Genomic DNA, 19,314 nt, shown 5'->3' with positions numbered 1-19,314 from the left:
GTTAGGTTGTTACGTGTAAGTATTGGATTTTATCATTACTTTCGATTTTTAATTATACTAATATTTTTAGTCACTCTAAACTTGTTTTAGGGTTTTTGTAAACAACGGATTTTAATAGATGCTGAAATAATTTCAGCATGAAAATGATTAATAAGCACTAAGTAAATGGCTGAAGCGATTTATACCGAGGATAGCATCAAATCTCTTGATTGGAAAGAGCACATCCGACTAAGACCAGGGATGTATATAGGTAAGCTAGGTGACGGTAGTTCACCAGATGATGGGATCTATGTATTGGTGAAGGAGGTCATCGACAATAGTATTGACGAGCACATGATGGGACATGGGCGAACCATTGAGGTGAAGGTGACTGACCACCGGGTGACCGTGCGTGACTATGGGCGTGGCATTCCTCTTGGTAAAGTGGTTGATTGTGTGAGTAAGATCAACACTGGTGGTAAGTACGATTCCGGAGCATTTCAAAAATCTGTGGGATTAAATGGAGTCGGAACGAAAGCAGTGAATGCACTCTCCAATTACTTTAAAGTCCAAAGCTATCGGGATGGTGAGACCAAAGTTGCGGAGTTTGAAAGAGGGGAGATCACCAATGATGCTAAGATTCAAAAAGCAGAAGGTCGCAACGGAACACAAATCATTTTCGAACCGGATGATACGGTTTTCAAAAATTACCACTTCATTCCGGAGTATCTGGATAACCTGATGTGGAATTATGCCTACCTGAACTCAGGTCTGACCATTGTTTTGAACGGTAAAAAATATCACTCAGAAAATGGATTGAAAGACTTGCTTACCAGAAAGGCTGATGTAGAAAACATTCGTTACCCGATCATACATTTGAAAGGTGAAGACATTGAGGTGGCGCTTACGCACGCCAATCAATATGGAGAAGAATATTACTCGTTCGTCAACGGTCAATATACCACGCAAGGGGGTACTCATTTAGCAGCTTTCAGAGAGGCCATTGTTAAAACCGTCAGAGAGTTTTACGGAAAGACATTTGACGCTGCGGATGTTCGGTCTGCCATCATTGGTGCGATTGCCGTAAGAGTACAAGAGCCGGTCTTTGAAAGCCAGACAAAGACGAAGCTTGGTTCACAAAGTGTTGGGCCGGATGGACCTACCATGCGGACATTTGTCAATGATTTCATTAAAACAGAATTAGACAACTTCCTGCATCGCAATTCAGAAACTGCTGATGCGCTATTGAAACGTATCCAGCAATCAGAGCGGGAGCGTAAGGAGATTGCAGGAATTAAAAAACTGGCAAATGAGCGTGCCAAGAAGGCAAATCTGCACAATAAGAAGCTTCGGGATTGCAGAATCCATTTCAATGACAAGAAAGGCGATGATACCATCAAGGATGAAACCATGATCTTCATTACGGAGGGTGATTCAGCCAGTGGATCAATCACTAAATCTCGTAATGTGCAAACTCAGGCAGTGTTTTCACTTCGCGGTAAGCCGTTTAACTGCTTCGGTCACACCAAGAAAGTCGTATATGAAAACGAGGAGTTTAACCTGCTGCAGCATGCGCTGAATATTGAGGATGGCCTGGAAGGATTGCGTTATCGTAAGATTGTGATTGCTACAGATGCGGATGTGGATGGCATGCACATCCGGTTGCTGTTGTTGACTTATTTCCTGCAGTTCTTCCCTGAGCTGGTGAGAAACAACCACATCTTCATCCTGGATACACCCTTATTCCGAGTGAGGAATAAGAAAGAAACGATCTATTGTTACTCGGAAGAGGAGCGAAGGAATGCAATAGCCAAACTAGGAGGCAAGCCGGAGATCACGAGATTTAAGGGACTAGGAGAGATCAGCCCGGGTGAGTTTGCTGCGTTCATTGGTGATGACATACGCCTGGATCCGGTGATTTTACAAAAAGACACCAGTATTCAGGACTTATTGACCTTCTACATGGGCAAGAATACTCCGGATCGTCAGCAATTCATCATTGATAAGCTACGAGTGGAGAAAGATTTAGTGAAGGAGGTGGAAAAAGAAGTGGAAGCTGCCTGATGGAACGGTCAAAATCCCTATCTATAAAGTCTGTTAAGATTTATAAGGCTGTACTAATTGGTTTTATATCAATATTGATATTGTCTTATGTGGCTATTAATGCAATGAGAAGGGGGTATCTCGGTATTTTGTTTGCACTGATCTATTTCGGATTTATGATATTTTATTGGTATCCATCTTTATTAAAGTTTATACGGCAAATCAAAGAGATTTTATATGACAAAGAAAACCTCTATGTAAAGGAGGGTGAATACGAAATACAAATACCTTATCATCTCGTGAAGGATGTGGAAATAGTGAGTCTGGATGGTCTTTATAAGTTTAAACTCTATCAACATGACCAGTTTGGAGATGAGGTCATTTGTAAACCCTCTCTATGGTATCCTCTAAACTTTAAGCGCATAGATGCTGAGTTAAATCAAATACGGGCATACGTTCGAAAAGCACATCGAGAATACAAAGAACAAATTGGCTCAGATCGTTCATTACCAAGTAATTAATTGTATAAAATATGCAAAAAATCAATTTTTGTAATAAAAATACAATAAATTAGATCTTGCGTTATGGAAGCAAAAAAGAGATTCATATTGATGGCCGATGTAGTGGATAGCCATGACAAAGACGGGAAGTCACTCATGGCGGACTTTCAGATGCTCGTGAGCTACACCAATAAGATATACAGTGAGTCAATAGAATCACCGCTAACAATAACACTTGGTGATGAGTTTCAGGGCATTGTGGCTTCTGCGTCCATTGGAGTAGATATCATCTTAGCGATGGAGGAGTACATTTTGGAGGAAGAATTTGACTTCAAACTGAGGTATGTGCTTTATGAAGGTGTAGTAGAAACACCAGTCAATCCGGACAAAGCGTATGAGATGCTGGGATCAGGATTGACCAACGCTAGAAAAAGGCTTAATGAAATGAAGAAGGACACTTCTCGCTTTTACGTTTCTACCAAATCATCTACATCAATCAATAAGATGATGAAGGTTACCCAGCATTTCATTGATAGCTGGCACCCCAAAGACCGAAGTACTGTATCCGGTTTCTTGCAGGGACATGATTATAAAGCTTTGGCGAAGATCCATCAGAAAGATGAATCAACCTTATGGAGAAGAAGGCGAAGTTTAGCCATTGACGAATACTTATTGTGTAAAGATTTACTACATCATTTGATCAATGGATAAGCAGATGATCCATATCGCCATTTATGTGGTTGGGGAGCTGGGAGCGCTTCTGATCTTCTTTTTGATTACGAAGATGTTTAAGCGAAATCTGACGTTGAGTAGTGTGTTGCGAGGTGCACTGGAACGGGCATTTATATTCATCATTTTGCTGGTGGATTTACCTCAAGGATTGGCTTTCTTTGGAGCCTTAAAAATCGCCACTCGTCTGAAGGACGATGATAAGATATCAAACGACTATTTTCTAACGGGGAATTTAGTTTCAGTTTTAATAGTAATTGGTTATTACCTAACAAGTCAATATTGTTTCTAAATGGGAGAAGAACACGAAAAAGAGGAAGAGATTCAGGATGTAATTCCAATATCAGGAATGTATGAAAACTGGTTTCTGGATTATGCTTCATACGTAATTCTGGAACGAGCCGTGCCTGCCATCAATGATGGTTTGAAACCGGTACAGCGCCGGATTCTGCACGCCATGAAGGAGATGGATGATGGACGATACAATAAGGTCGCGAACATCATCGGTAGTGCTATGCAGTATCACCCACATGGAGATGCATCCATTGGAGACGCCATTGTGAACCTGGGGCAGAAAGACCTCCTCATTGATACGCAGGGAAACTGGGGAGACGTACGAACAGGTGATTCTGCTGCTGCACCTCGATACATCGAGGCACGTCTTTCAAAGTTTGCGTTGGAGGTACTCTTCAATCCACAAACGACCGAATGGCAGCTATCCTACGATGGGCGTAAGAAAGAGCCGGTCACTTTTCCTGTAAAGTTTCCATTGCTACTTGCGCAAGGCGTGGAAGGAATTGCCGTTGGGCTTTCCACGAAAATGCTGCCACACAACTTCTGTGAGATCCTGGAGGGCTGCATCGCAACGCTTAAAGGCAAGAAAGTAAAACTACTTCCTGATTTTCTTACAGGAGGAAAGATTGACGTCACCGATTACAATGACGGAAAGCGTGGGGGCAAGGTACGAGTTAGAGCCACCATCGAGGAAAGAGATAGCAAAACGCTCGTCATCAAAGACATCCCTTATGGGACTACCACTACATCACTAATTGAATCGATCGTTAAGGCCAATGATAAGGGCAAGATCAAAGTCAAGCAGGTAATTGACAACACGGCAAAGGATATTGAGATCCTGGTGAATCTTGCTCCGGGCACTTCGCCTGATATCACCATGGATGCACTCTATGCATTTACAGACTGTGAGGTTTCTATTTCACCCAATGCCTGTGTGATTATCAACGATAAGCCTCATTTCATTGGTATCAGTGAAATTCTGAAGCAATCGGTAGACCAGACAGTCGACTTGTTGCGGCAGGAATTGGAGATTGAAAAGGCTGAACTGAAAGAAAAGATATTCTTCAGTGATCTCTTGAAAATTTTCATCAACGAGGGGATGTACAAAAATCCGGAGTATGAGAACTCCGGTGATTTGCAGAAGTGCTATGAGGTACTTAATACCTTGTTTACGCCTTTCTTTGATCAGTTCTATCGTGAGATTACCAATGAGGACTACAAGAAGCTCATAGATAAGCCGCTGAGTAGCATTACACGATTTGATACAAGTAAGGTAGAGGCTCAGATCAGGGAGCTGCAGGAAAAGATTGAAAAGGTGGATTATAACCTGGACAACCTTACGGAATTTGCTATTGATTATTATCAGAACTTGCTGGATACATATGGCAAGGGACGTGAGCGTAAAACGGAGATCACCAACTTCGATACTATTAATGTAACAGTGGTAGCTGCTAACAACGCCAAACTTTATGTAAACCGTAAAGATGGCTTTATAGGTTATGGTTTGAAGAAGGATGAGTTTGTCTGTGACTGTTCAGATATCGATGATATCATTTCCTTCACCAAGGATGGCAAGTGTGTGGTGACCAAAATCCAGGATAAGGTCTTTGTGGGTAAAGACATACTGTATACAGGCGTTTTTAAGAAGAATGACGAGCGCATGGTCTACAACATGGCCTATGTAGACAGCAAGTCAGGGAATACCTATGTGAAGCGATTTCAGGTGCTATCTGTAACGAGGGATCGGGAATATGATCTCACCAAGAAGAATAAAGGCTCCAAAGTGCATTACTTCACGGCCAACCCTAATGGTGAGGCGGAGATTGTGACAGTTTCTTTGACTCAGGCAAGTAAGGCTCGGAAAAAAGTCTTTGACTTTGATTTTGCTGAACTTGAAATCAAAGGAAGAGGTGCGGGAGGAAATATCCTCACGAAGTACCCGGTAAGAAAGGTCGTGTTGAAAGAAGAAGGAAGATCGACATTAGGCGGAGTGGATATCTGGTACGATCCTACGGTTGGACGATTGAACAGGGAGGAACGTGGTGAGCTGCTAGGCAATTTTATGTCTGATGATCAGGTGGTGGCCTTTTACAAGGATGGCAGCTATGAAACCACCTCTTTTGAATTGACCAACCATTACGACTTTAACAGTTTGATGGGTATTTATAAGCTGGAAGAAGATACCTCATTCAACGCCATTCATTACGATGGAGAATCCAAAACTTACTTTGTGAAGCGGTTCATTATCGAAACGAATACGCCTAACAAGAAATTCTCGTTTGTAACCGAAGCGAGAAGCTCAAAACTTGTATTCATTTCCAAGGGTATTGATACTGACGTAGAGGTTACTTATAAGGATGGTCGCAAGCATGAGAAAAAGAAGCTTGACCTTATGAATTTGATAGACATTAAAGGGTGGAGAGCAATTGGCAATAAGCTACCTGTTCAGAACGTGATCTCTGTGAGTTTGATTAAAGAGGAAAAACCAAAGGAAAATACAATTGACCTTGATGAGATTAAGAACACCATAAAAAGTGAGGTAGAAGAAGAGGAGAATCAGCTTGGCTTATTTGGCGAAAAGAAGGAGTAATGGACCATCAGCAGGCCATCGATATTCTGGAGGAGTTTGTTTCTGAAAATAAGCAAACACATGTTGAACGTGTGTTAGAAAAACGAACCAGGCATATCAGGTTGGTCTTTGAGGATATCGATAAGCCACACAATGTGAGTGCGGTACTACGAACTGCTGAATGCATGGGCATACAAGATTTACATTTCATTAAAAACAAAAACAGCTATTCGGTAAACCCCGGAATTACTCAGGGAGCAACAAAGTGGGTGACCTTGCATCACCACACAAAAGCAACCAATAACGTAGATGCTTGCTACGATCATTTGAGGTCGTCAGGTTATCAAATTTATGCCACCTCTCTTCACGAGACATCACGGTCGATTGAAGATATAGATCCTTCTAAGAAGACAGCCATTGTTTTTGGTACAGAGGCTGACGGAATTAGTGAAGAAGCAGGGGAGAAGGCGGATGGATTTGTTCATATACCAATGCAAGGATTTACCGAAAGTTTTAATCTTTCCGTTAGTGCAGCCATCTGTCTAACTGTTTTAAAAGCTAAGTTGAAAGAATGGCCACCACTGGATGAGCATGAAAAGCTGGTTTTACGTTCTGAGTGGTACAGAAAAATAGTACGTGAGGCTGATCTGATACTGAAAACGAAAGGAGTGGAAATATGAGTATAACACCGCACAAACTTCTTCGCCTGGGAATTTGGACGACTATCTCTTTAATACTTTTTATCATTGGCACCAATATTTGGGTCGTTCAGTCAACCAAAGAGCATATCTATAAAGCTGACAAGCTTCCGTACAATGATGTAGCACTTGTACTGGGAACCAGCAAACGCACCATTGAAGGAAAACCGAATCGTTTTTTTGTGGAAAGAATGCAGGCTGCTGCTTCCCTTCACAGGGTTCAGCGAATAAGACACATTCTTGTAAGCGGTGATAATCGCACGCGCTATTACAATGAGCCGAGGGATATGCTACAGGCATTGGGAGATCTCAATATTCCGGAAGAGGACATCTCTCTTGATTTTGCAGGATTGAGAACCTTAGATTCGGTTGTGCGCTGTAAAGAAGTTTTTGGTCAGAATAAAATCACGATTGTAACTCAAGAGTTCCACTGCTACAGATCGCTTTTTATTGCTCGGTATTTTGAAATGGATGCAGTTGCGGTTTCTGCTGATGATGGCGGCCCAATAGGAAATATGCTCGCATTGCGTGAGATATTAGCACGAACAGTTGCCGTGTTGGATCTATACGTACTTCAGCGAGAACCAAAATATTTAGGTGAGCGAATCGAACTCCCTATTCAATCGTAATTATTAACCGGCCCACTCTTTAAGCTGAGTCAAAGCATCCTCGCACTGCTTATTAATCTCATTAAGAATGGCTTCTGAAGCTTTTTCGGGATGGTATTGAATATCTTCCAGTGTTTCGGCACAAGGCAAGGAGATCATTTTGGCGGAAGGCTTAAGCTGATGTGCTGATTTTGAGAGCTGATCCATATTACCATCTTTTAGTTCATCCCTCATTTTTCTTATCAAAGAAATATATGTTCCTTCGAACGTTTCTATAAATTCATCCTTGAAGTCTTCATCGTCTTCGCTAAGTACTTCTAAATAGGTAAAATCGATCTTTTCCATAACTTGCTTAATCCTTGGTATAAATCTAACATCTTATCCTTTTAACTAGGTAAAAATCATAACCAAAATTTAGGGTAGTTGTCAGCATCAGGGGAGAAAATAATTTAGTATTTTCGAGCCAAATTTTGAATAAACAAAGGAATGATCCCAGAATTTGAACCACTACGAGAAGATGAAATACAGGTATTGTTGAAATCTCCTGTATATGTTGCAATATTAATTGCAGGTGCTGACGGTAAAATCGACAAATCTGAAAGGAGAGAGGCGATTGATGTTGCACGTACTAAACAGAGCCGGTCAAGAGAGCAACTTGCGGCATACTATAAACTTGTTGGTGAAAAATTTGAAGAAAACTTTAATGAATTGGTTGATAGCCTGCCTTCTGGTACAGATGCTAGAATTTCAGCTATTACTACTGAATTGAGAAAGTTGAATTTCATTTTACAAAAAGTTGACAAGAATTTTGCAGTAAAGCTTATTGCCAGCTTAAAGGATTTAGCAAAAAAGATAGCGGAAGCATCAGGTGGAGTTCTTGGATACTTATCTGTTAGCTATGAAGAGGCTAGATTGATGGAATTAAAAATGATCAAAGACATAGAATAATATTTTCGATGGCTTTTACAAGCCCTGATTCGAATAATTCGAATCAGGGTTTTTTATTTATTTTACCTCATGCACAGGTCAGGAATAGTACCCCCGCTTAGATTATGCTTTTTTATGTGGCTTGTGTTTACGGTCGAACACTATATGCAGGCTGATTTTGGTGTATTTGGTATTTACCCTCGTGAGATCAGTGGGCTTGTAGGAATTGTGTTTGCACCACTGCTGCATGGTAATTTCAATCATTTAGCGTCAAACACTGTTCCCTTATTGGTTTTGGGAGGCAGTCTTTTCTTCTTTTTTCCATCAATCGCTTCCAGGGTATTCCTTCATGCTTATTTCTTTACCAATATCCTGGTTTGGGTGTTTGGACGACCATTTTATCACATTGGAGCTAGCGGACTGATTTATGCGCTGGCATCATTCCTTGTTTTTTATGGATTGTTTAAACGCAACTTTAAATCGGTGATTATCAGCGGTATCGTGATATTCCTGTACGGAGGGATGGCTTATGGTCTTTTCAATCTTGATGATCGCATATCCTGGGAATCCCACCTGATGGGAGCTGTAGTTGGCTTGGTAAGTGCTTTTACATTTTCTAAATCCAGCTTGAATCCGTAGGGGACTAGCTCTCTATTTCCTTATATCTTCTTCGAAGATCATCCAAATCACTTGCATTCATGTTTGATGATTCTGCCGTTTCTAATACCATCTTTACATGCTTCAGCAAAGCTTCTTTTTGCATATCGTTTTGTACAAATGAATGTATGTATGAAAATGACTCCATGAGGCGAATAATAACGGATGGTACTGTTGCCCCAAATTGTCTGATTTGATTATAAGCTGCATCCATCACTCCCGAAAAGGTAGCCGGCTTAGCAACTACTCGGAGTTTACCATCTTTGTCAAATCGATATGCAGATGGAAAATCAACACCAGCCAGTTTACACATAATACCCGTTAGTTTATCCACACATGTGATGGCCGTGTAAGGGTCATTGATGCCGGGAGAAAGAGCTCTCGAAGCAATTTCCACCAGTTGATGAATGGCAAATTCTGTGTCCTGAATAGGTGTTCTTTTTTCGCCAAATAGAAAAACTCCCTGAAGTTTTTCTGTCAATTCGTAACCACATTCTTCTTTTGAATGAACCTTCAATAAAATCTGTTTCTCAATGACAAAATCACCTGGGTTGTGATCTAATAGTACCAGTAAATTTCTATTCCTTGCTATTTTCATCAATGCATTTTCATCGATGGCTTGCAAATATCCTGTAGTACGACAAGTGACTGATGATTCTACTGAAAGCTCCTCTTTGACTTCCTTTAACAACTCTTCCTTGTCTTCATCTTTTTCCTTGCCTAGCTCTTCAGGAAAGAGTGTGTCGATGTTCTTGTGAAGCTTGGCACTTATTTCAGACACCACATTATCTGCTTGAATGCTCATGGAAATGTGATGAATGAAAATGATTAGAAGGAAAATATTACCCAGCGCAAGCAGTATCGCAAATAGCACGGAGATATTTGGAATAAACTCTACTTCCGCTGTTGACTTTACCGTTCTTAGTACCAACAGGCAGTAAATGAAAGTAGCTATGTATGTTCCAAGCACGAACTGATTTAGTCTGTCATGCATGAAGTTTCGTAACAACCGTGAGCCAAACTGGGAGGAAGCTAATGTAAGCGCTACCAGGGTGATCGAAAATACAGTACTTGCCACTCCAAGCATCGCGCCTGCTATGGTTGAAAGAATGTTCCTAGCTGAATCTACACCACCAGTAAAAAAGTATTTGAGCGCATTATCAGGTTTATAAACAAACACACTATCCATATACACAAAACCTATGGCTAACCCAATAGCACCTATGACAAGCAGTAGCGGAAAAAACCAAAAGCTGGTTCGAATAATCTCCCAAACATAAAGTAGACGTGTCCTCATGTGATTGAATCTCATTATTAAACTTTAAAAGTAATCTTTCTCCATCTGATTAAAATACTAAAAATATTAGTAATTTTAATTATGGATTATATGAAGGGGAAAGGAGCACAAATCAATGTTCCTAACAAGTTTTCAGAGCTGAAGTTGAACACAGATGATCACGATGGTCTTGATGAGGAATTGTTGCAAGAAAAACCAAAGACACAGATATTTAATGAAACACCAATAAAGATCATCTCAACAAATAAAAGTCCGGATATTGGACTTTCAGCGTCAATTAACCCATATCAAGGATGTGAGCATGGATGTGTTTATTGTTATGCTCGCAATTCACATGAATATTGGGGCTTTGGCGCAGGGCTAGATTTTGAAACGAAGCTGATAGTCAAGCCGCAGGCACCCCAGCTGTTAGAAAATGAGTTCCTTAAGTCGTCCTATAAACCTAAAACGATAATGCTGAGTGGAAACACAGATTGTTATCAGCCGATTGAGAGAAAATATGAGCTTACGCGTAACCTGCTTAAAGTATTTAACAAATATCAACACCCGGTCGGTATCATCACCAAAAATGCACTAGTGACCAGAGATATTGATATTCTCAAAGAATTAGCTTCGAACAACCTGGTTCATGTGATATTCTCTATTACTTCATTAGACGAGGGACTAAGACAGAAACTAGAGCCACGAACAGCTAGTGCTATTAAAAAACTAAAAGCTATTGAAATGCTAACAAAAGCGGGAATCCCAACAGGAGTGATGAATGCTCCGATTATCCCGGGTCTAAATCACCACGAGATTCCAGAAATTCTAAAATCATCTGCTGCTGCCGGTGCTTCTTTTGCTAGCTATACGGTAGTGCGATTAAATGGTCAGGTGGGTAAGATCTTTAAAGATTGGCTCGCAAAGAATTTTCCAAACCGTGTAGATAAAGTATGGAATCATATTCAGGATTTACATGGCGGAAATGTTAATGATACTGAATTCGGCAGACGAATAAAAGGGGATGGAAAAATCTCAGAGATTATTCGGAAACTGTTTGAAGTCAGTAAGAGAAAGTATTTCAAAGAAAGGGAACTCCCATCATTGGAAACATCACATTTTAGAAAGGGAGGGGCTTACAGTTTATTCTAAAAAAAATCCCTGACTTAGCGACAGGGACTCACTCTTCATACTTATCTAGATGTCTAGAATAAGGTTTTCTTTTTAATCGCTTAAATGAGCACTCATAAACCAAGCCGATCCTGCCAGTGCAATATCTTTCAAAAACATGGAAGAGCTTACCGGATCTTGGCTCATAAATCCTGATAGGTGTATTAATACGGCAAATGATGCCAGCATTAACCCTAATAATTGGGTAGCTAATTTAGCTTTTTTGCCAATTATAATAGCTATTGCAGCCAATATAAGAGCAATACCTGTGAGGTATACAAAAAATACAGGTGCAGGTAAAAATTCAGGCACCATTCCTTTCATATCGTCAGCACCCATTAAGTGAAAAATCCCAAACATAGCCATTGGTCCGGCATACATGAGTTTTCCAATAAATCCTAAGCTTTTCATTTGGTTGAGTTAAAGGTTGAAAAATGGTTTAATCCTTTACAAGTTAACTTTTTAAACAGTCAATACCAAGGTTGGAATTGGATGTACCAAGTGATTAGGTCAAAATTTTAAGAAGTTGATTGTGTGTATTATTCTCAATTGGAAACCACTCACCGGTAGATGTTCCGAAGCAGGGTGCTTTTGGTTTTTTAAGAGCGTTAACTCTTTCAAAATCAATTGAATATACTTTATTCAATACCTCTCTACCTGTATTCCAGTTTTTACGCATCTCATTATCAATATAAAATTCCCTTTCCGCGAAATTCCATTTCAACTCAACATCCATTGATTTCAGTTTAAGCTGCATCGAAAGAGGGGACTCTAATTGATCACTTTCAAGTATTGCCTGAACCAACTCCTGAAAAAGCATATTGGCATGTTGTATATCTTTTGGAAAGCCCAGATCCACGCCATCGATAGCAACATGCAGGTATATATCTTCATCCGGGGTATTTCTAAAACTAAAGCTTTCAAAAGCAGCTACATCCGGCTCCCAATTGGTGTGCAATATTCCTTGCCATGAATAATCATCATTGGAGGTAAAACCATGTTCCTTAAGCTCTTTTTCTGAAAGCTCATCTCTCCCTGTATATTCAATTTCAAGTGACGCCTTCACATTCGTGCCTTGAAGTTCAATATCCAGCACTGATGCATATGCAAAAGGTGGCGCCAAGTATACAGGCTGGTATGAAATTTTAATATTCATAACTTCGATTCAAAATTCTTTAGGGTATTGATACGATCAATTTTATTTGATGGGGTTTTGATGATTTGCCGATTGAAGTAAACCTCTTTTGGGACTGAGTACTTTGGTAACGTCGAGAAATCAATGTCTTTTTTGTCCTCTTCACAAAGCAAAATAACTCTTTGTCCAAGTCGCTCATCCGGTAGTGATCCTATCATGAAATCTTTTGCAAACTGATTACTAATCAATTCCTCCACTGTTTCAGGATTTACCTTAATACCACCAGAATTGATTACAAAATCCTTTCTTCCAATCCATTTGAATGTTTTACTGTCAATAATCTCGGCAAGATCATTGGTATTGAGCCATTTATGATCAGTGATAGTCCCCTTTATTTTCAGGGTATCATCTGTATTCAAACCTACAATCGTATCTCCTGTCGTTTTGAAATGGGTGTTGTTTATCTTTCTCAGTGCGATATGAGAAACAGTTTCTGTCATTCCAAAAGTAGAGTAGATGTCTGAATCAAACGCTTTCTGAATGATAGGCATTGGAGCACCTCCGATTAGAATTGTTCCAAATTTTGGTATGACTACTTCGTCAAGGTTTTCAAACTGGAGGGGAGCCATTGATGTCAAATCAAATGTCTCATTTTGATCCAATTCAGTTAGAATATTAGTCGATGGTGAGACAATCGTGAGGTTATGCTTGAATATAAGTGCACGATAAACAACCATAGCGCCACCAATGAATGTGCTGTTAAGACATAGCAATGAATGTGCATGTTTCGTGTTGAGTCCCAGGTAGTTCAAAGTGGCATGGGCGCTATATTCTATCTTATCCCTACTAATTTGAATTTTCTTGGGTGTACCTGTTGAGCCGGAAGTTTGATGGATAAAGTGAGATTGACCGGAAAACCAGTACTTTATTAATCTCAACACATTAATTTCATGCTCGTTATATCTTTCCGTTGGAAGTTTATCTTTTAGAATTTCTTCTAACTTTAAAACGAAATTTTTGGATTTTATAATCACTGCGCTTGGAAAACGAAGAGGTAATAGTCAATCGATTAATAAACAAAGATAAACGGGCTTTCGAACTCGTATTCAACCAGTACTTCAATGTAATGGTTCTTTATGCTTCCAGGTTCATGGATACCAGGGAAGAGGCAGAAGAAATTGCGCAAGACGTATTCGTAAAGTTTTGGGAAAAGTGTGATTCCCTTTCAGAGGATTCGTCCATCAAAAGCTATTTGTATCGATCGGTTCATAATTCATGTCTCAATGCCATAAAGCATGATAAGGTAAAGGATGGTTATCGGCAATATGTCATCAATGTCATGGAGTCATCCTATCAGACTGAGATTGAAGGAGACGATCCGGAAGTCTTAAGAAAACGCATCCATAAAGAAATTGACAAGCTTCCTCCTAGATGCTCAGAGATATTCAAGTTGAGTCGATTTGAGGGATTGAAATATCAGGAAATTGCAGATCACCTGGATATATCTGTAAAAACGGTGGAAGTTCAAATGGGGAAGGCATTAAGAGTATTACGAGAAAGTCTTCAGGATTTGAAAAACCTTCGAGATGCGAGCTAGTCTTACACTCATTTTTTGCATCTTTTACTTAATATCAAATGGTCAGTTTAAAAAAAATGATCGCGTTTCTATTTCATTTGATAACACCTCTCTTGAGGTAATATTTGACAGCCTCAGCGCTCAAACCAACTATTTTTTTAGCTACAATTCGGATTTACTACCGAAAGGAAGTTTATACACCATAAGTGCTGATAACGAACCCATCGATCAGGTGCTTTCCAGACTATTTATCGGTACTGGACTGAAATACGGATTCTATAAGGATCAAATTATTTTGAATTACGAACCACCGCAGCAAATTGTTAAGAGGAAGAATTTTTTCACACTATCGGGTACTGTTTATGATGAAGATGGCCAACCCCTAAATGGGGTTAATGTCTTTCTAGATGGAACCACAATCGGTATTTCAAGTGATATTGATGGTAATTACAAGCTTGAGTCCATTCCCCCTGGGTATTACAACATCGTATTTTCTCATGTAGGCTATCAAAATGGAGTGTATCAGGTTTCTGAATCTAATGGAGGCGCTAGGATTCAAAATCACCAAATGGAAGTAGACCTGGGGCAGCTGGAAGAGGTAGAGGTAGTTTCCAATAGAATCGAAAGAACTCAGGACAGCTGGCTTTCTCATTACATGGTTTTCAAACGGGAAATGATCGGACTTACAGATAAAGCACAACAATGTGTGATTGAAAACCCTGAGGTAATTAATTTCAGCTACGACAGGAGTTCGAATATACTCCGTGCTTATGCTAAGGAACCCATTCAAATTCGAAATGATGCGCTGGGATATCGGGTAACCTATTTTTTAGAGTCTTTTAAGAAAGAAAATGACGACCTCAGGTTCAGGGGTAAGATGAGATTCAGAAATCTTGAACCTATGAATGGCAATGAACGAAGAGAATGGAAGAGGAACAGGAAGGAAAGCTATTATGGATCATTGAATCACTTTAAAAAATCTCTATTAGAAGGTAACCTAAAGAAGGAGGGGTTTAGGATTTACAGTTTAAAAAATATCGAGCAATTTGAAATTAATAAGGATAACCAACTTGAGGAATCTGACATTTTGGTATTCAAAGGCACTCATTACGAATTGGATTTTAATAGATACCTAATCGTGGAGTATCGTAAAGAAAATGAGAGCCTAAGGTTCTTAGCTAACAGTGGATTTGCTGATCTATTATATGAAGATTATATCACCAAGGAAGGTGTTTTAGTCAAAGATCCAGGTAACCAAATCTCGATTATTCGACTGTTGCGAGGGTCCGTTCGATTAGATTTGTCGGGTGAAGTAATGGATCGTTTTGGTCTTAGTACTTTTGGGTATTGGTCGTGGGAGCGAACGGCAGATTTAGTTCCAATAAATTATGATCCAAAATATGATAATTTATAAAATAAATTTAGGGGGTATAGTGCTGTAAGTTGTTAATAACCAGACGATAAGAAGAAAATGGAAGAAGTACTAGCAAAATATTTTTCTGGGGAAGCAACCAAAGACGAAATTACATTGGTTGAAAGCTGGAGATCGGAATCAAAAACGAATGCAAATGCATTTTTTGAAGCTAAAAATGTATGGGTAGATGCCCAGCAGGAAACTGCAGCTCCAAAGCATATTTTAAACGAAATTTTAAGAGAGCCTCAGGCAAAGCAAGTCCCATTTATTTTAAAAAATTGGGTTAAGTATGCGAGTGCAGCTGTACTAGTTCTCGCTATTTCATTGCTGTTTGTATTGAATCAAAATCAAACCGATTCAACATATACGAATCAAGAGCTAAGTGATGGGAGTGAGATTGCACTGCATGGATCATCTACCATGGAAATTCTGAAGATGAATGAGAGTGTAAGAGAAGTAAGTGTTTCTGGTAAGGCCTATTTCAATATCGAGCGAGATGAATCACGACCTTTTATCATACATACTGATAACGCTTTAATTAAAGTGCTTGGAACCTCTTTTTTAGTTAAGAGTTCGGAATCATCCACAGAGGTATGTGTAGAGTCCGGTCTGGTTGAGTTTACAAAAGACGTTAATGGCTCAAATGGAGTGTCGGTTAAATTAGCCAAAGGTGAAATGGGACTGATCACTAACAATAATGTAGGCATTGTAAAGCGTAACAATAGTGACCTCAATTACCTGGCCTGGAAAACGAAGGTGATGACGTTTGAAAGCACACCAATGTCACAGGTAGAGAAAATATTGGAGGACGTTTATGGTATTGATGTTCAGTTTGAAAATCCTGCTTTTAAGAACTGTAAATTGACTGCCAAATTCAACAAGAAAAAAGTAAAAGAAGCACTTGAAATAATTTCGAGAACCTTTAAAATCGAATATGAATATTCTGATGGCAAAGCTGTTCTCAAAGGACTAGGTTGTTAATGCATACAACCAGGAATAAGCGGCCTATCATTTAATATGGTAGGACGCTTTTTTATATCAAGGTATCCACTTGATGTCATTGAAATTAGGCTTCCTTTTTTCCAGGAAAGCATTTCGTCCTTCCTTCGCCTCATCTGTCATGTACGCAAGACGAGTTGCCTCCCCGGCAAATACTTGTTGACCAACCATTCCATCATCCGTTAGATTGAAAGCGAACTTCAGCATCTTAATTGAAGTAGGGGACTTGGCTAATATTTCTTGTGCCCATTGATAAGCTTCATCTTCCAGTTTATTATGAGGAATAACCGCATTAACCATCCCCATCTCAAATGCTTCCTGAGCGGAATAATTTCTACCTAAGAAGAAAATCTCTCGTGCACGTTTTTGACCAACCATTTTTGCCAGATATGCTGATCCATATCCTCCATCAAAACTGGTTACATCTGCATCTGTTTGCTTGAAAATGGCATGTTCTTTACTGGCAAGTGTTAGGTCGCATACCGTATGCAAACTATGTCCACCGCCAACTGCCCAGCCCGGTACAACCGCAATAACCACCTTGGGCATAAAGCGAATCAAACGTTGTACTTCCAGAATATTAAGGCGCGGCATACCATCTTCATCCACATATCCCTGATGTCCTCTGGCATTCTGATCGCCACCACTGCAAAACGCCCACCCTCCGTCTTTTGGAGAAGGCCCTTCACCACTTAGAAGCACCACACCAATGTTTACATCTTCTCTAGCATCAAGAAAGGCTTTGTATAGCTCAGCCACTGTTTTTGGTCGGAATGCATTCCGAACTTCAGGCCTGTTGAAAGCAATTCGGGCTACTTTGCCACACTTTTTATAAGTGATATCCTCAAAGTTTGTTGCTACTTTCCAATCAATTGTTGATTCGCTCATTTATATGGTTTTTTAATTCTTTATAAACTTTTTGGTTTACCTCAGGATTCGTGAAAATTTCTAAAATCTTTGCTGACTGAGAAGGATCATAGAATGTTTTTAAATGCTTCTCTAATGACAGCTCATCAGTCACTTTGAGGTATTCAAATCCATTTTCAGCACAAATATATTCTGCTGTTCGATTATGTCTCGTTTCAAAGTAATCTTCAAGCTCTGGAAGCCTGGACGGACCGTCAATCAAGCGAAAAATACCACCTCCTTGATTGTTCAAAACAATGACTCTCAGGTTAGGTAAGTCATAGTTGTGAAAGAATGCATTGCGATCGTACTGAAACGCTAAATCTCCTGTGATCAGCACATTTATTCGGTCTGAAACAAGACTGGTTCCTACCATCGTTGAGGTACATCCATCAATTCCGCTCGTTCCTCTATTGCTAAAGCAGGTAATTTCGTTTTTCACTCCAAATAAATCCGCAAAACGAACTGGCATAGAATTACTTAAGTGCAGGTAAATATTAGCTGGTAACGAAGCTAACACGTTCTTCGCCGCGGCTGTTTCGGAGAAAAGTGATTTTTTCGTATATACCTCAATCCCGTGCTTAGTTGCTGACTCATATCCTTGCCATTCTCTGAGGTAGCTCTCATCGACATGGTTAAGATTGATTGATTTTAAGAAACTATGGAGCGGCTGTCTTACTAACTCAGGTCTCGTTTGAAAAGTATCCACCTCAATCCCGGCCGGATCAAAATGAAAATGTTTGTCAGGTTTGTGCTTACGTAAGTAGTTCTTGAGTTTCTTCGAGAGCACGGACAATCCACTGGTTATTAGCAGATCGGGTTTTAGCTCTTCCTGATCACTGACAAAACCATCTACATGCTCAATTCCAAAACTGAGGTTATTCAGAGGTGACTTTATTACAGGAATTTTATCAGCGATTTTCTGAATGACTTTATCTAGTTCTCGATGAGGATCATGTTGTCCTAAAAGGATTAGTACTCTTTTGTATGCTAAAAGGTCGATTTCAACTGAAGAATCTTTTTTAGAAGTATTTAGTTGGTTAATGTTTACCTGGGTATACGCTAATGGTTGATTTTCAGCAGGATAGAAAGGCTCTTTGAATGGAATATTGATATGAACAGGTCCCTTTGGCAATAGCATGGATTCTTGAACACCACTGATTAGCTGTGTCTCATACTCCTTTGATGTTGTGAGTGAAGAAACGATTGGAAGTTTGAGAGAAGTCTTGACATGATTCTTTAGTGCTTCGAACTGACGAATGGTCTGGCCATCACGTTGATCTATCAGGTCTGGTGGTCGATCTGCGGATAATACAATGAGTGGTATTTCACGATAATAAGTCTCTGCGATGGCTGGTGCATAATTAAGTAACGCAGAGCCGCTAGTACAGCATAAGACAACCGGCGTTTTAGTTTCCTGAGCTATGCCAAGCGCAACAAATCCGGCAGCCCTTTCATCCGGGATGATCCACTTTTTTATGCCATCATGACGAGCAAATGAAATGGTTAGTGGTGCATTTCTCGATCCGGGAGACATGACCGCATACTTTACTCCCAATTGAAAGCAGACCTGCGCAGTATTGAAGACGGTGGGGTGAAGCACTAATGTTGATTAAACTTTGGATCGAACCTACGCTTACTTTCTTTCATTCTTTTTTGGCCAATCTGAAAGAACAAGATGGAACCCAGTATGGGAAATATAATGATCAACAATAACCAGGGTGCAGGGCTTTCATAGCTACTTTTGCTTAGGCGAAAAATATCAATCAACGCCCAAATCCAAAGGACGACAGCCAGCCAAAAAAAACCACCGAGGATCATCATGGTTTTATTA

The 19,314-nt window shown here is 39.8% G+C and carries 21 protein-coding genes; 13 read left to right on the top strand and 8 right to left on the bottom strand.

Features of this window, described 5'->3' with window-relative positions:
* Positions 1-165: 165 nt before the first annotated feature.
* The 7 genes from ACQK2H_RS11430 (at position 166) to ACQK2H_RS11400 (ending at position 7,441) form a co-directional block, all read left to right on the top strand.
* Positions 166-2,043 (top strand): DNA topoisomerase IV subunit B, encoded by a 1,878-nt coding sequence (locus ACQK2H_RS11430; protein WP_425391576.1) that lies wholly within the window; start codon positions 166-168, stop codon positions 2,041-2,043.
* Entirely contained in the window at positions 2,043-2,543 is a 501-nt protein-coding gene (locus ACQK2H_RS11425) for a hypothetical protein (RefSeq protein ID WP_425391575.1), read from the top strand. The genes ACQK2H_RS11430 and ACQK2H_RS11425 overlap by 1 nt, the downstream gene beginning before the upstream one ends.
* Positions 2,544-2,606: 63 nt before the next feature.
* The gene (locus tag ACQK2H_RS11420; RefSeq protein WP_425391574.1) at positions 2,607-3,233 is read left to right on the top strand and encodes a SatD family protein; all 627 of its coding nucleotides are present in this window, start codon (positions 2,607-2,609) and stop codon (positions 3,231-3,233) included.
* Positions 3,226-3,543 (top strand): hypothetical protein, encoded by a 318-nt coding sequence (locus ACQK2H_RS11415; protein WP_425391573.1) that lies wholly within the window; start codon positions 3,226-3,228, stop codon positions 3,541-3,543. The genes ACQK2H_RS11420 and ACQK2H_RS11415 overlap by 8 nt, the downstream gene beginning before the upstream one ends.
* Positions 3,544-6,135 (top strand): DNA gyrase/topoisomerase IV subunit A, encoded by a 2,592-nt coding sequence (locus ACQK2H_RS11410; protein ID WP_425391572.1) that lies wholly within the window; start codon positions 3,544-3,546, stop codon positions 6,133-6,135.
* The gene (locus ACQK2H_RS11405) at positions 6,135-6,794 is read left to right on the top strand and encodes a TrmH family RNA methyltransferase (RefSeq protein ID WP_425391571.1); all 660 of its coding nucleotides are present in this window, start codon (positions 6,135-6,137) and stop codon (positions 6,792-6,794) included. Before ACQK2H_RS11410 ends, ACQK2H_RS11405 begins: the two co-directional genes overlap by 1 nt.
* Entirely contained in the window at positions 6,791-7,441 is a 651-nt protein-coding gene (locus ACQK2H_RS11400; protein ID WP_425391570.1) for a SanA/YdcF family protein, read from the top strand. Before ACQK2H_RS11405 ends, ACQK2H_RS11400 begins: the two co-directional genes overlap by 4 nt.
* Before the next feature lie 3 nt (positions 7,442-7,444).
* On the opposite strand, the gene ACQK2H_RS11395 is transcribed toward ACQK2H_RS11400, so the two are convergent.
* Positions 7,445-7,765 (bottom strand): Hpt domain-containing protein, encoded by a 321-nt coding sequence (locus tag ACQK2H_RS11395; RefSeq protein WP_425391569.1) that lies wholly within the window; start codon positions 7,763-7,765, stop codon positions 7,445-7,447.
* 141 nt (positions 7,766-7,906) lie between these two features.
* On the opposite strand from ACQK2H_RS11395, the gene ACQK2H_RS11390 reads away from it, so the two are divergent.
* Both ACQK2H_RS11390 and ACQK2H_RS11385 read left to right on the top strand, forming a co-directional pair.
* The gene (locus tag ACQK2H_RS11390) at positions 7,907-8,368 is read left to right on the top strand and encodes a hypothetical protein (RefSeq protein WP_425391568.1); all 462 of its coding nucleotides are present in this window, start codon (positions 7,907-7,909) and stop codon (positions 8,366-8,368) included.
* A gap of 114 nt (positions 8,369-8,482) precedes the next feature.
* Positions 8,483-8,986: a rhomboid family intramembrane serine protease gene (locus ACQK2H_RS11385; protein ID WP_425391567.1), complete on the top strand. Its 504-nt coding sequence runs from the start codon at positions 8,483-8,485 to the stop codon at positions 8,984-8,986.
* Between the two features lie 4 nt (positions 8,987-8,990).
* Here ACQK2H_RS11385 and ACQK2H_RS11380 read toward each other — a convergent pair whose 3' ends face one another.
* Positions 8,991-10,316, bottom strand: a complete 1,326-nt coding sequence (locus ACQK2H_RS11380) for a DUF2254 domain-containing protein (RefSeq protein WP_425391566.1) — start codon at positions 10,314-10,316, stop codon at positions 8,991-8,993.
* 75 nt (positions 10,317-10,391) lie between these two features.
* Here ACQK2H_RS11380 and ACQK2H_RS11375 point away from each other — a divergent pair, with 75 nt between their 5' ends.
* Positions 10,392-11,432, top strand: coding sequence for a PA0069 family radical SAM protein (locus ACQK2H_RS11375; protein ID WP_425391565.1), 1,041 nt, complete (start codon positions 10,392-10,394; stop codon positions 11,430-11,432).
* A 72-nt stretch (positions 11,433-11,504) separates the two neighbouring features.
* Here the strand turns inward: ACQK2H_RS11375 and ACQK2H_RS11370 are convergent, their stop codons facing one another.
* The 3 genes from ACQK2H_RS11370 to ACQK2H_RS11360 all read right to left on the bottom strand — a co-directional run bounded on the left by ACQK2H_RS11370 (position 11,505) and on the right by ACQK2H_RS11360 (position 13,523).
* The gene (locus ACQK2H_RS11370; protein ID WP_425391564.1) at positions 11,505-11,861 is read right to left on the bottom strand and encodes a DoxX family protein; all 357 of its coding nucleotides are present in this window, start codon (positions 11,859-11,861) and stop codon (positions 11,505-11,507) included.
* A gap of 94 nt (positions 11,862-11,955) precedes the next feature.
* Positions 11,956-12,606: a hypothetical protein gene (locus ACQK2H_RS11365; protein WP_425391563.1), complete on the bottom strand. Its 651-nt coding sequence runs from the start codon at positions 12,604-12,606 to the stop codon at positions 11,956-11,958.
* Positions 12,603-13,523 (bottom strand): AMP-binding protein, encoded by a 921-nt coding sequence (locus tag ACQK2H_RS11360; RefSeq protein WP_425391562.1) that lies wholly within the window; start codon positions 13,521-13,523, stop codon positions 12,603-12,605. The genes ACQK2H_RS11365 and ACQK2H_RS11360 overlap by 4 nt, the downstream gene beginning before the upstream one ends.
* A 101-nt stretch (positions 13,524-13,624) precedes the next feature.
* On the opposite strand from ACQK2H_RS11360, the gene ACQK2H_RS11355 reads away from it, so the two are divergent.
* From ACQK2H_RS11355 to ACQK2H_RS11345, 3 genes are read left to right on the top strand one after another with little or no spacing between them, the layout of a single operon-like run.
* A complete protein-coding gene (locus ACQK2H_RS11355) occupies positions 13,625-14,182 on the top strand; it encodes an RNA polymerase sigma-70 factor (protein ID WP_425391561.1) in 558 nt (185 codons plus the stop codon).
* Positions 14,172-15,575 (top strand): carboxypeptidase-like regulatory domain-containing protein, encoded by a 1,404-nt coding sequence (locus ACQK2H_RS11350; protein WP_425391560.1) that lies wholly within the window; start codon positions 14,172-14,174, stop codon positions 15,573-15,575. The genes ACQK2H_RS11355 and ACQK2H_RS11350 overlap by 11 nt, the downstream gene beginning before the upstream one ends.
* A gap of 57 nt (positions 15,576-15,632) precedes the next feature.
* Positions 15,633-16,556: a FecR family protein gene (locus tag ACQK2H_RS11345; RefSeq protein ID WP_425391559.1), complete on the top strand. Its 924-nt coding sequence runs from the start codon at positions 15,633-15,635 to the stop codon at positions 16,554-16,556.
* 57 nt (positions 16,557-16,613) lie between these two features.
* Here the strand turns inward: ACQK2H_RS11345 and ACQK2H_RS11340 are convergent, their stop codons facing one another.
* Genes ACQK2H_RS11340 through ACQK2H_RS11330 form a run of 3 tightly spaced genes read right to left on the bottom strand, consistent with a single transcriptional unit; the run spans position 16,614 to position 19,301 of the window.
* The gene (locus tag ACQK2H_RS11340) at positions 16,614-17,462 is read right to left on the bottom strand and encodes a 1,4-dihydroxy-2-naphthoyl-CoA synthase (RefSeq protein WP_425391558.1); all 849 of its coding nucleotides are present in this window, start codon (positions 17,460-17,462) and stop codon (positions 16,614-16,616) included.
* Positions 17,443-19,083, bottom strand: a complete 1,641-nt coding sequence (menD, locus tag ACQK2H_RS11335; RefSeq protein ID WP_425391557.1) for a 2-succinyl-5-enolpyruvyl-6-hydroxy-3-cyclohexene-1-carboxylic-acid synthase — start codon at positions 19,081-19,083, stop codon at positions 17,443-17,445. The genes ACQK2H_RS11340 and menD overlap by 20 nt, the downstream gene beginning before the upstream one ends.
* Positions 19,083-19,301, bottom strand: a complete 219-nt coding sequence (locus tag ACQK2H_RS11330; protein ID WP_425393137.1) for a PLDc N-terminal domain-containing protein — start codon at positions 19,299-19,301, stop codon at positions 19,083-19,085. Before ACQK2H_RS11330 ends, menD begins: the two co-directional genes overlap by 1 nt.
* Positions 19,302-19,314: the final 13 nt, after the last annotated feature.

The sequence above is a fragment of the Ekhidna sp. genome (assembly GCF_965228795.1).
Taxonomy (GTDB): Bacteria; Bacteroidota; Bacteroidia; order Cytophagales; family Cyclobacteriaceae; genus Ekhidna.
Note: the sequence above shows the minus strand (reverse complement) of the source record. Positions and strands in the feature narration are given on the sequence as shown.

Excerpts from the sequence above, each read along its gene's own strand:
- ACQK2H_RS11430 (WP_425391576.1), top strand. The coding sequence starts at position 166 with ATGGCTGAAGCGATTTATACCGAGGATAGCATCAAATCTCTTGATTGG.
- ACQK2H_RS11425 (WP_425391575.1), top strand. The coding sequence starts at position 2,043 with ATGGAACGGTCAAAATCCCTATCTATAAAGTCTGTTAAGATTTATAAG.
- ACQK2H_RS11420 (WP_425391574.1), top strand. The coding sequence starts at position 2,607 with ATGGAAGCAAAAAAGAGATTCATATTGATGGCCGATGTAGTGGATAGC.
- ACQK2H_RS11415 (WP_425391573.1), top strand. The coding sequence starts at position 3,226 with ATGGATAAGCAGATGATCCATATCGCCATTTATGTGGTTGGGGAGCTG.
- ACQK2H_RS11410 (WP_425391572.1), top strand. The coding sequence starts at position 3,544 with ATGGGAGAAGAACACGAAAAAGAGGAAGAGATTCAGGATGTAATTCCA.
- ACQK2H_RS11405 (WP_425391571.1), top strand. The coding sequence starts at position 6,135 with ATGGACCATCAGCAGGCCATCGATATTCTGGAGGAGTTTGTTTCTGAA.
- ACQK2H_RS11400 (WP_425391570.1), top strand. The coding sequence starts at position 6,791 with ATGAGTATAACACCGCACAAACTTCTTCGCCTGGGAATTTGGACGACT.
- ACQK2H_RS11395 (WP_425391569.1), bottom strand. The coding sequence starts at position 7,765 with ATGGAAAAGATCGATTTTACCTATTTAGAAGTACTTAGCGAAGACGAT.
- ACQK2H_RS11390 (WP_425391568.1), top strand. The coding sequence starts at position 7,907 with ATGATCCCAGAATTTGAACCACTACGAGAAGATGAAATACAGGTATTG.
- ACQK2H_RS11385 (WP_425391567.1), top strand. The coding sequence starts at position 8,483 with ATGTGGCTTGTGTTTACGGTCGAACACTATATGCAGGCTGATTTTGGT.
- ACQK2H_RS11380 (WP_425391566.1), bottom strand. The coding sequence starts at position 10,316 with ATGAGATTCAATCACATGAGGACACGTCTACTTTATGTTTGGGAGATT.
- ACQK2H_RS11375 (WP_425391565.1), top strand. The coding sequence starts at position 10,392 with ATGAAGGGGAAAGGAGCACAAATCAATGTTCCTAACAAGTTTTCAGAG.
- ACQK2H_RS11370 (WP_425391564.1), bottom strand. The coding sequence starts at position 11,861 with ATGAAAAGCTTAGGATTTATTGGAAAACTCATGTATGCCGGACCAATG.
- ACQK2H_RS11365 (WP_425391563.1), bottom strand. The coding sequence starts at position 12,606 with ATGAATATTAAAATTTCATACCAGCCTGTATACTTGGCGCCACCTTTT.
- ACQK2H_RS11350 (WP_425391560.1), top strand. The coding sequence starts at position 14,172 with ATGCGAGCTAGTCTTACACTCATTTTTTGCATCTTTTACTTAATATCA.
- ACQK2H_RS11345 (WP_425391559.1), top strand. The coding sequence starts at position 15,633 with ATGGAAGAAGTACTAGCAAAATATTTTTCTGGGGAAGCAACCAAAGAC.
- ACQK2H_RS11340 (WP_425391558.1), bottom strand. The coding sequence starts at position 17,462 with ATGAGCGAATCAACAATTGATTGGAAAGTAGCAACAAACTTTGAGGAT.
- ACQK2H_RS11330 (WP_425393137.1), bottom strand. The coding sequence starts at position 19,301 with ATGATCCTCGGTGGTTTTTTTTGGCTGGCTGTCGTCCTTTGGATTTGG.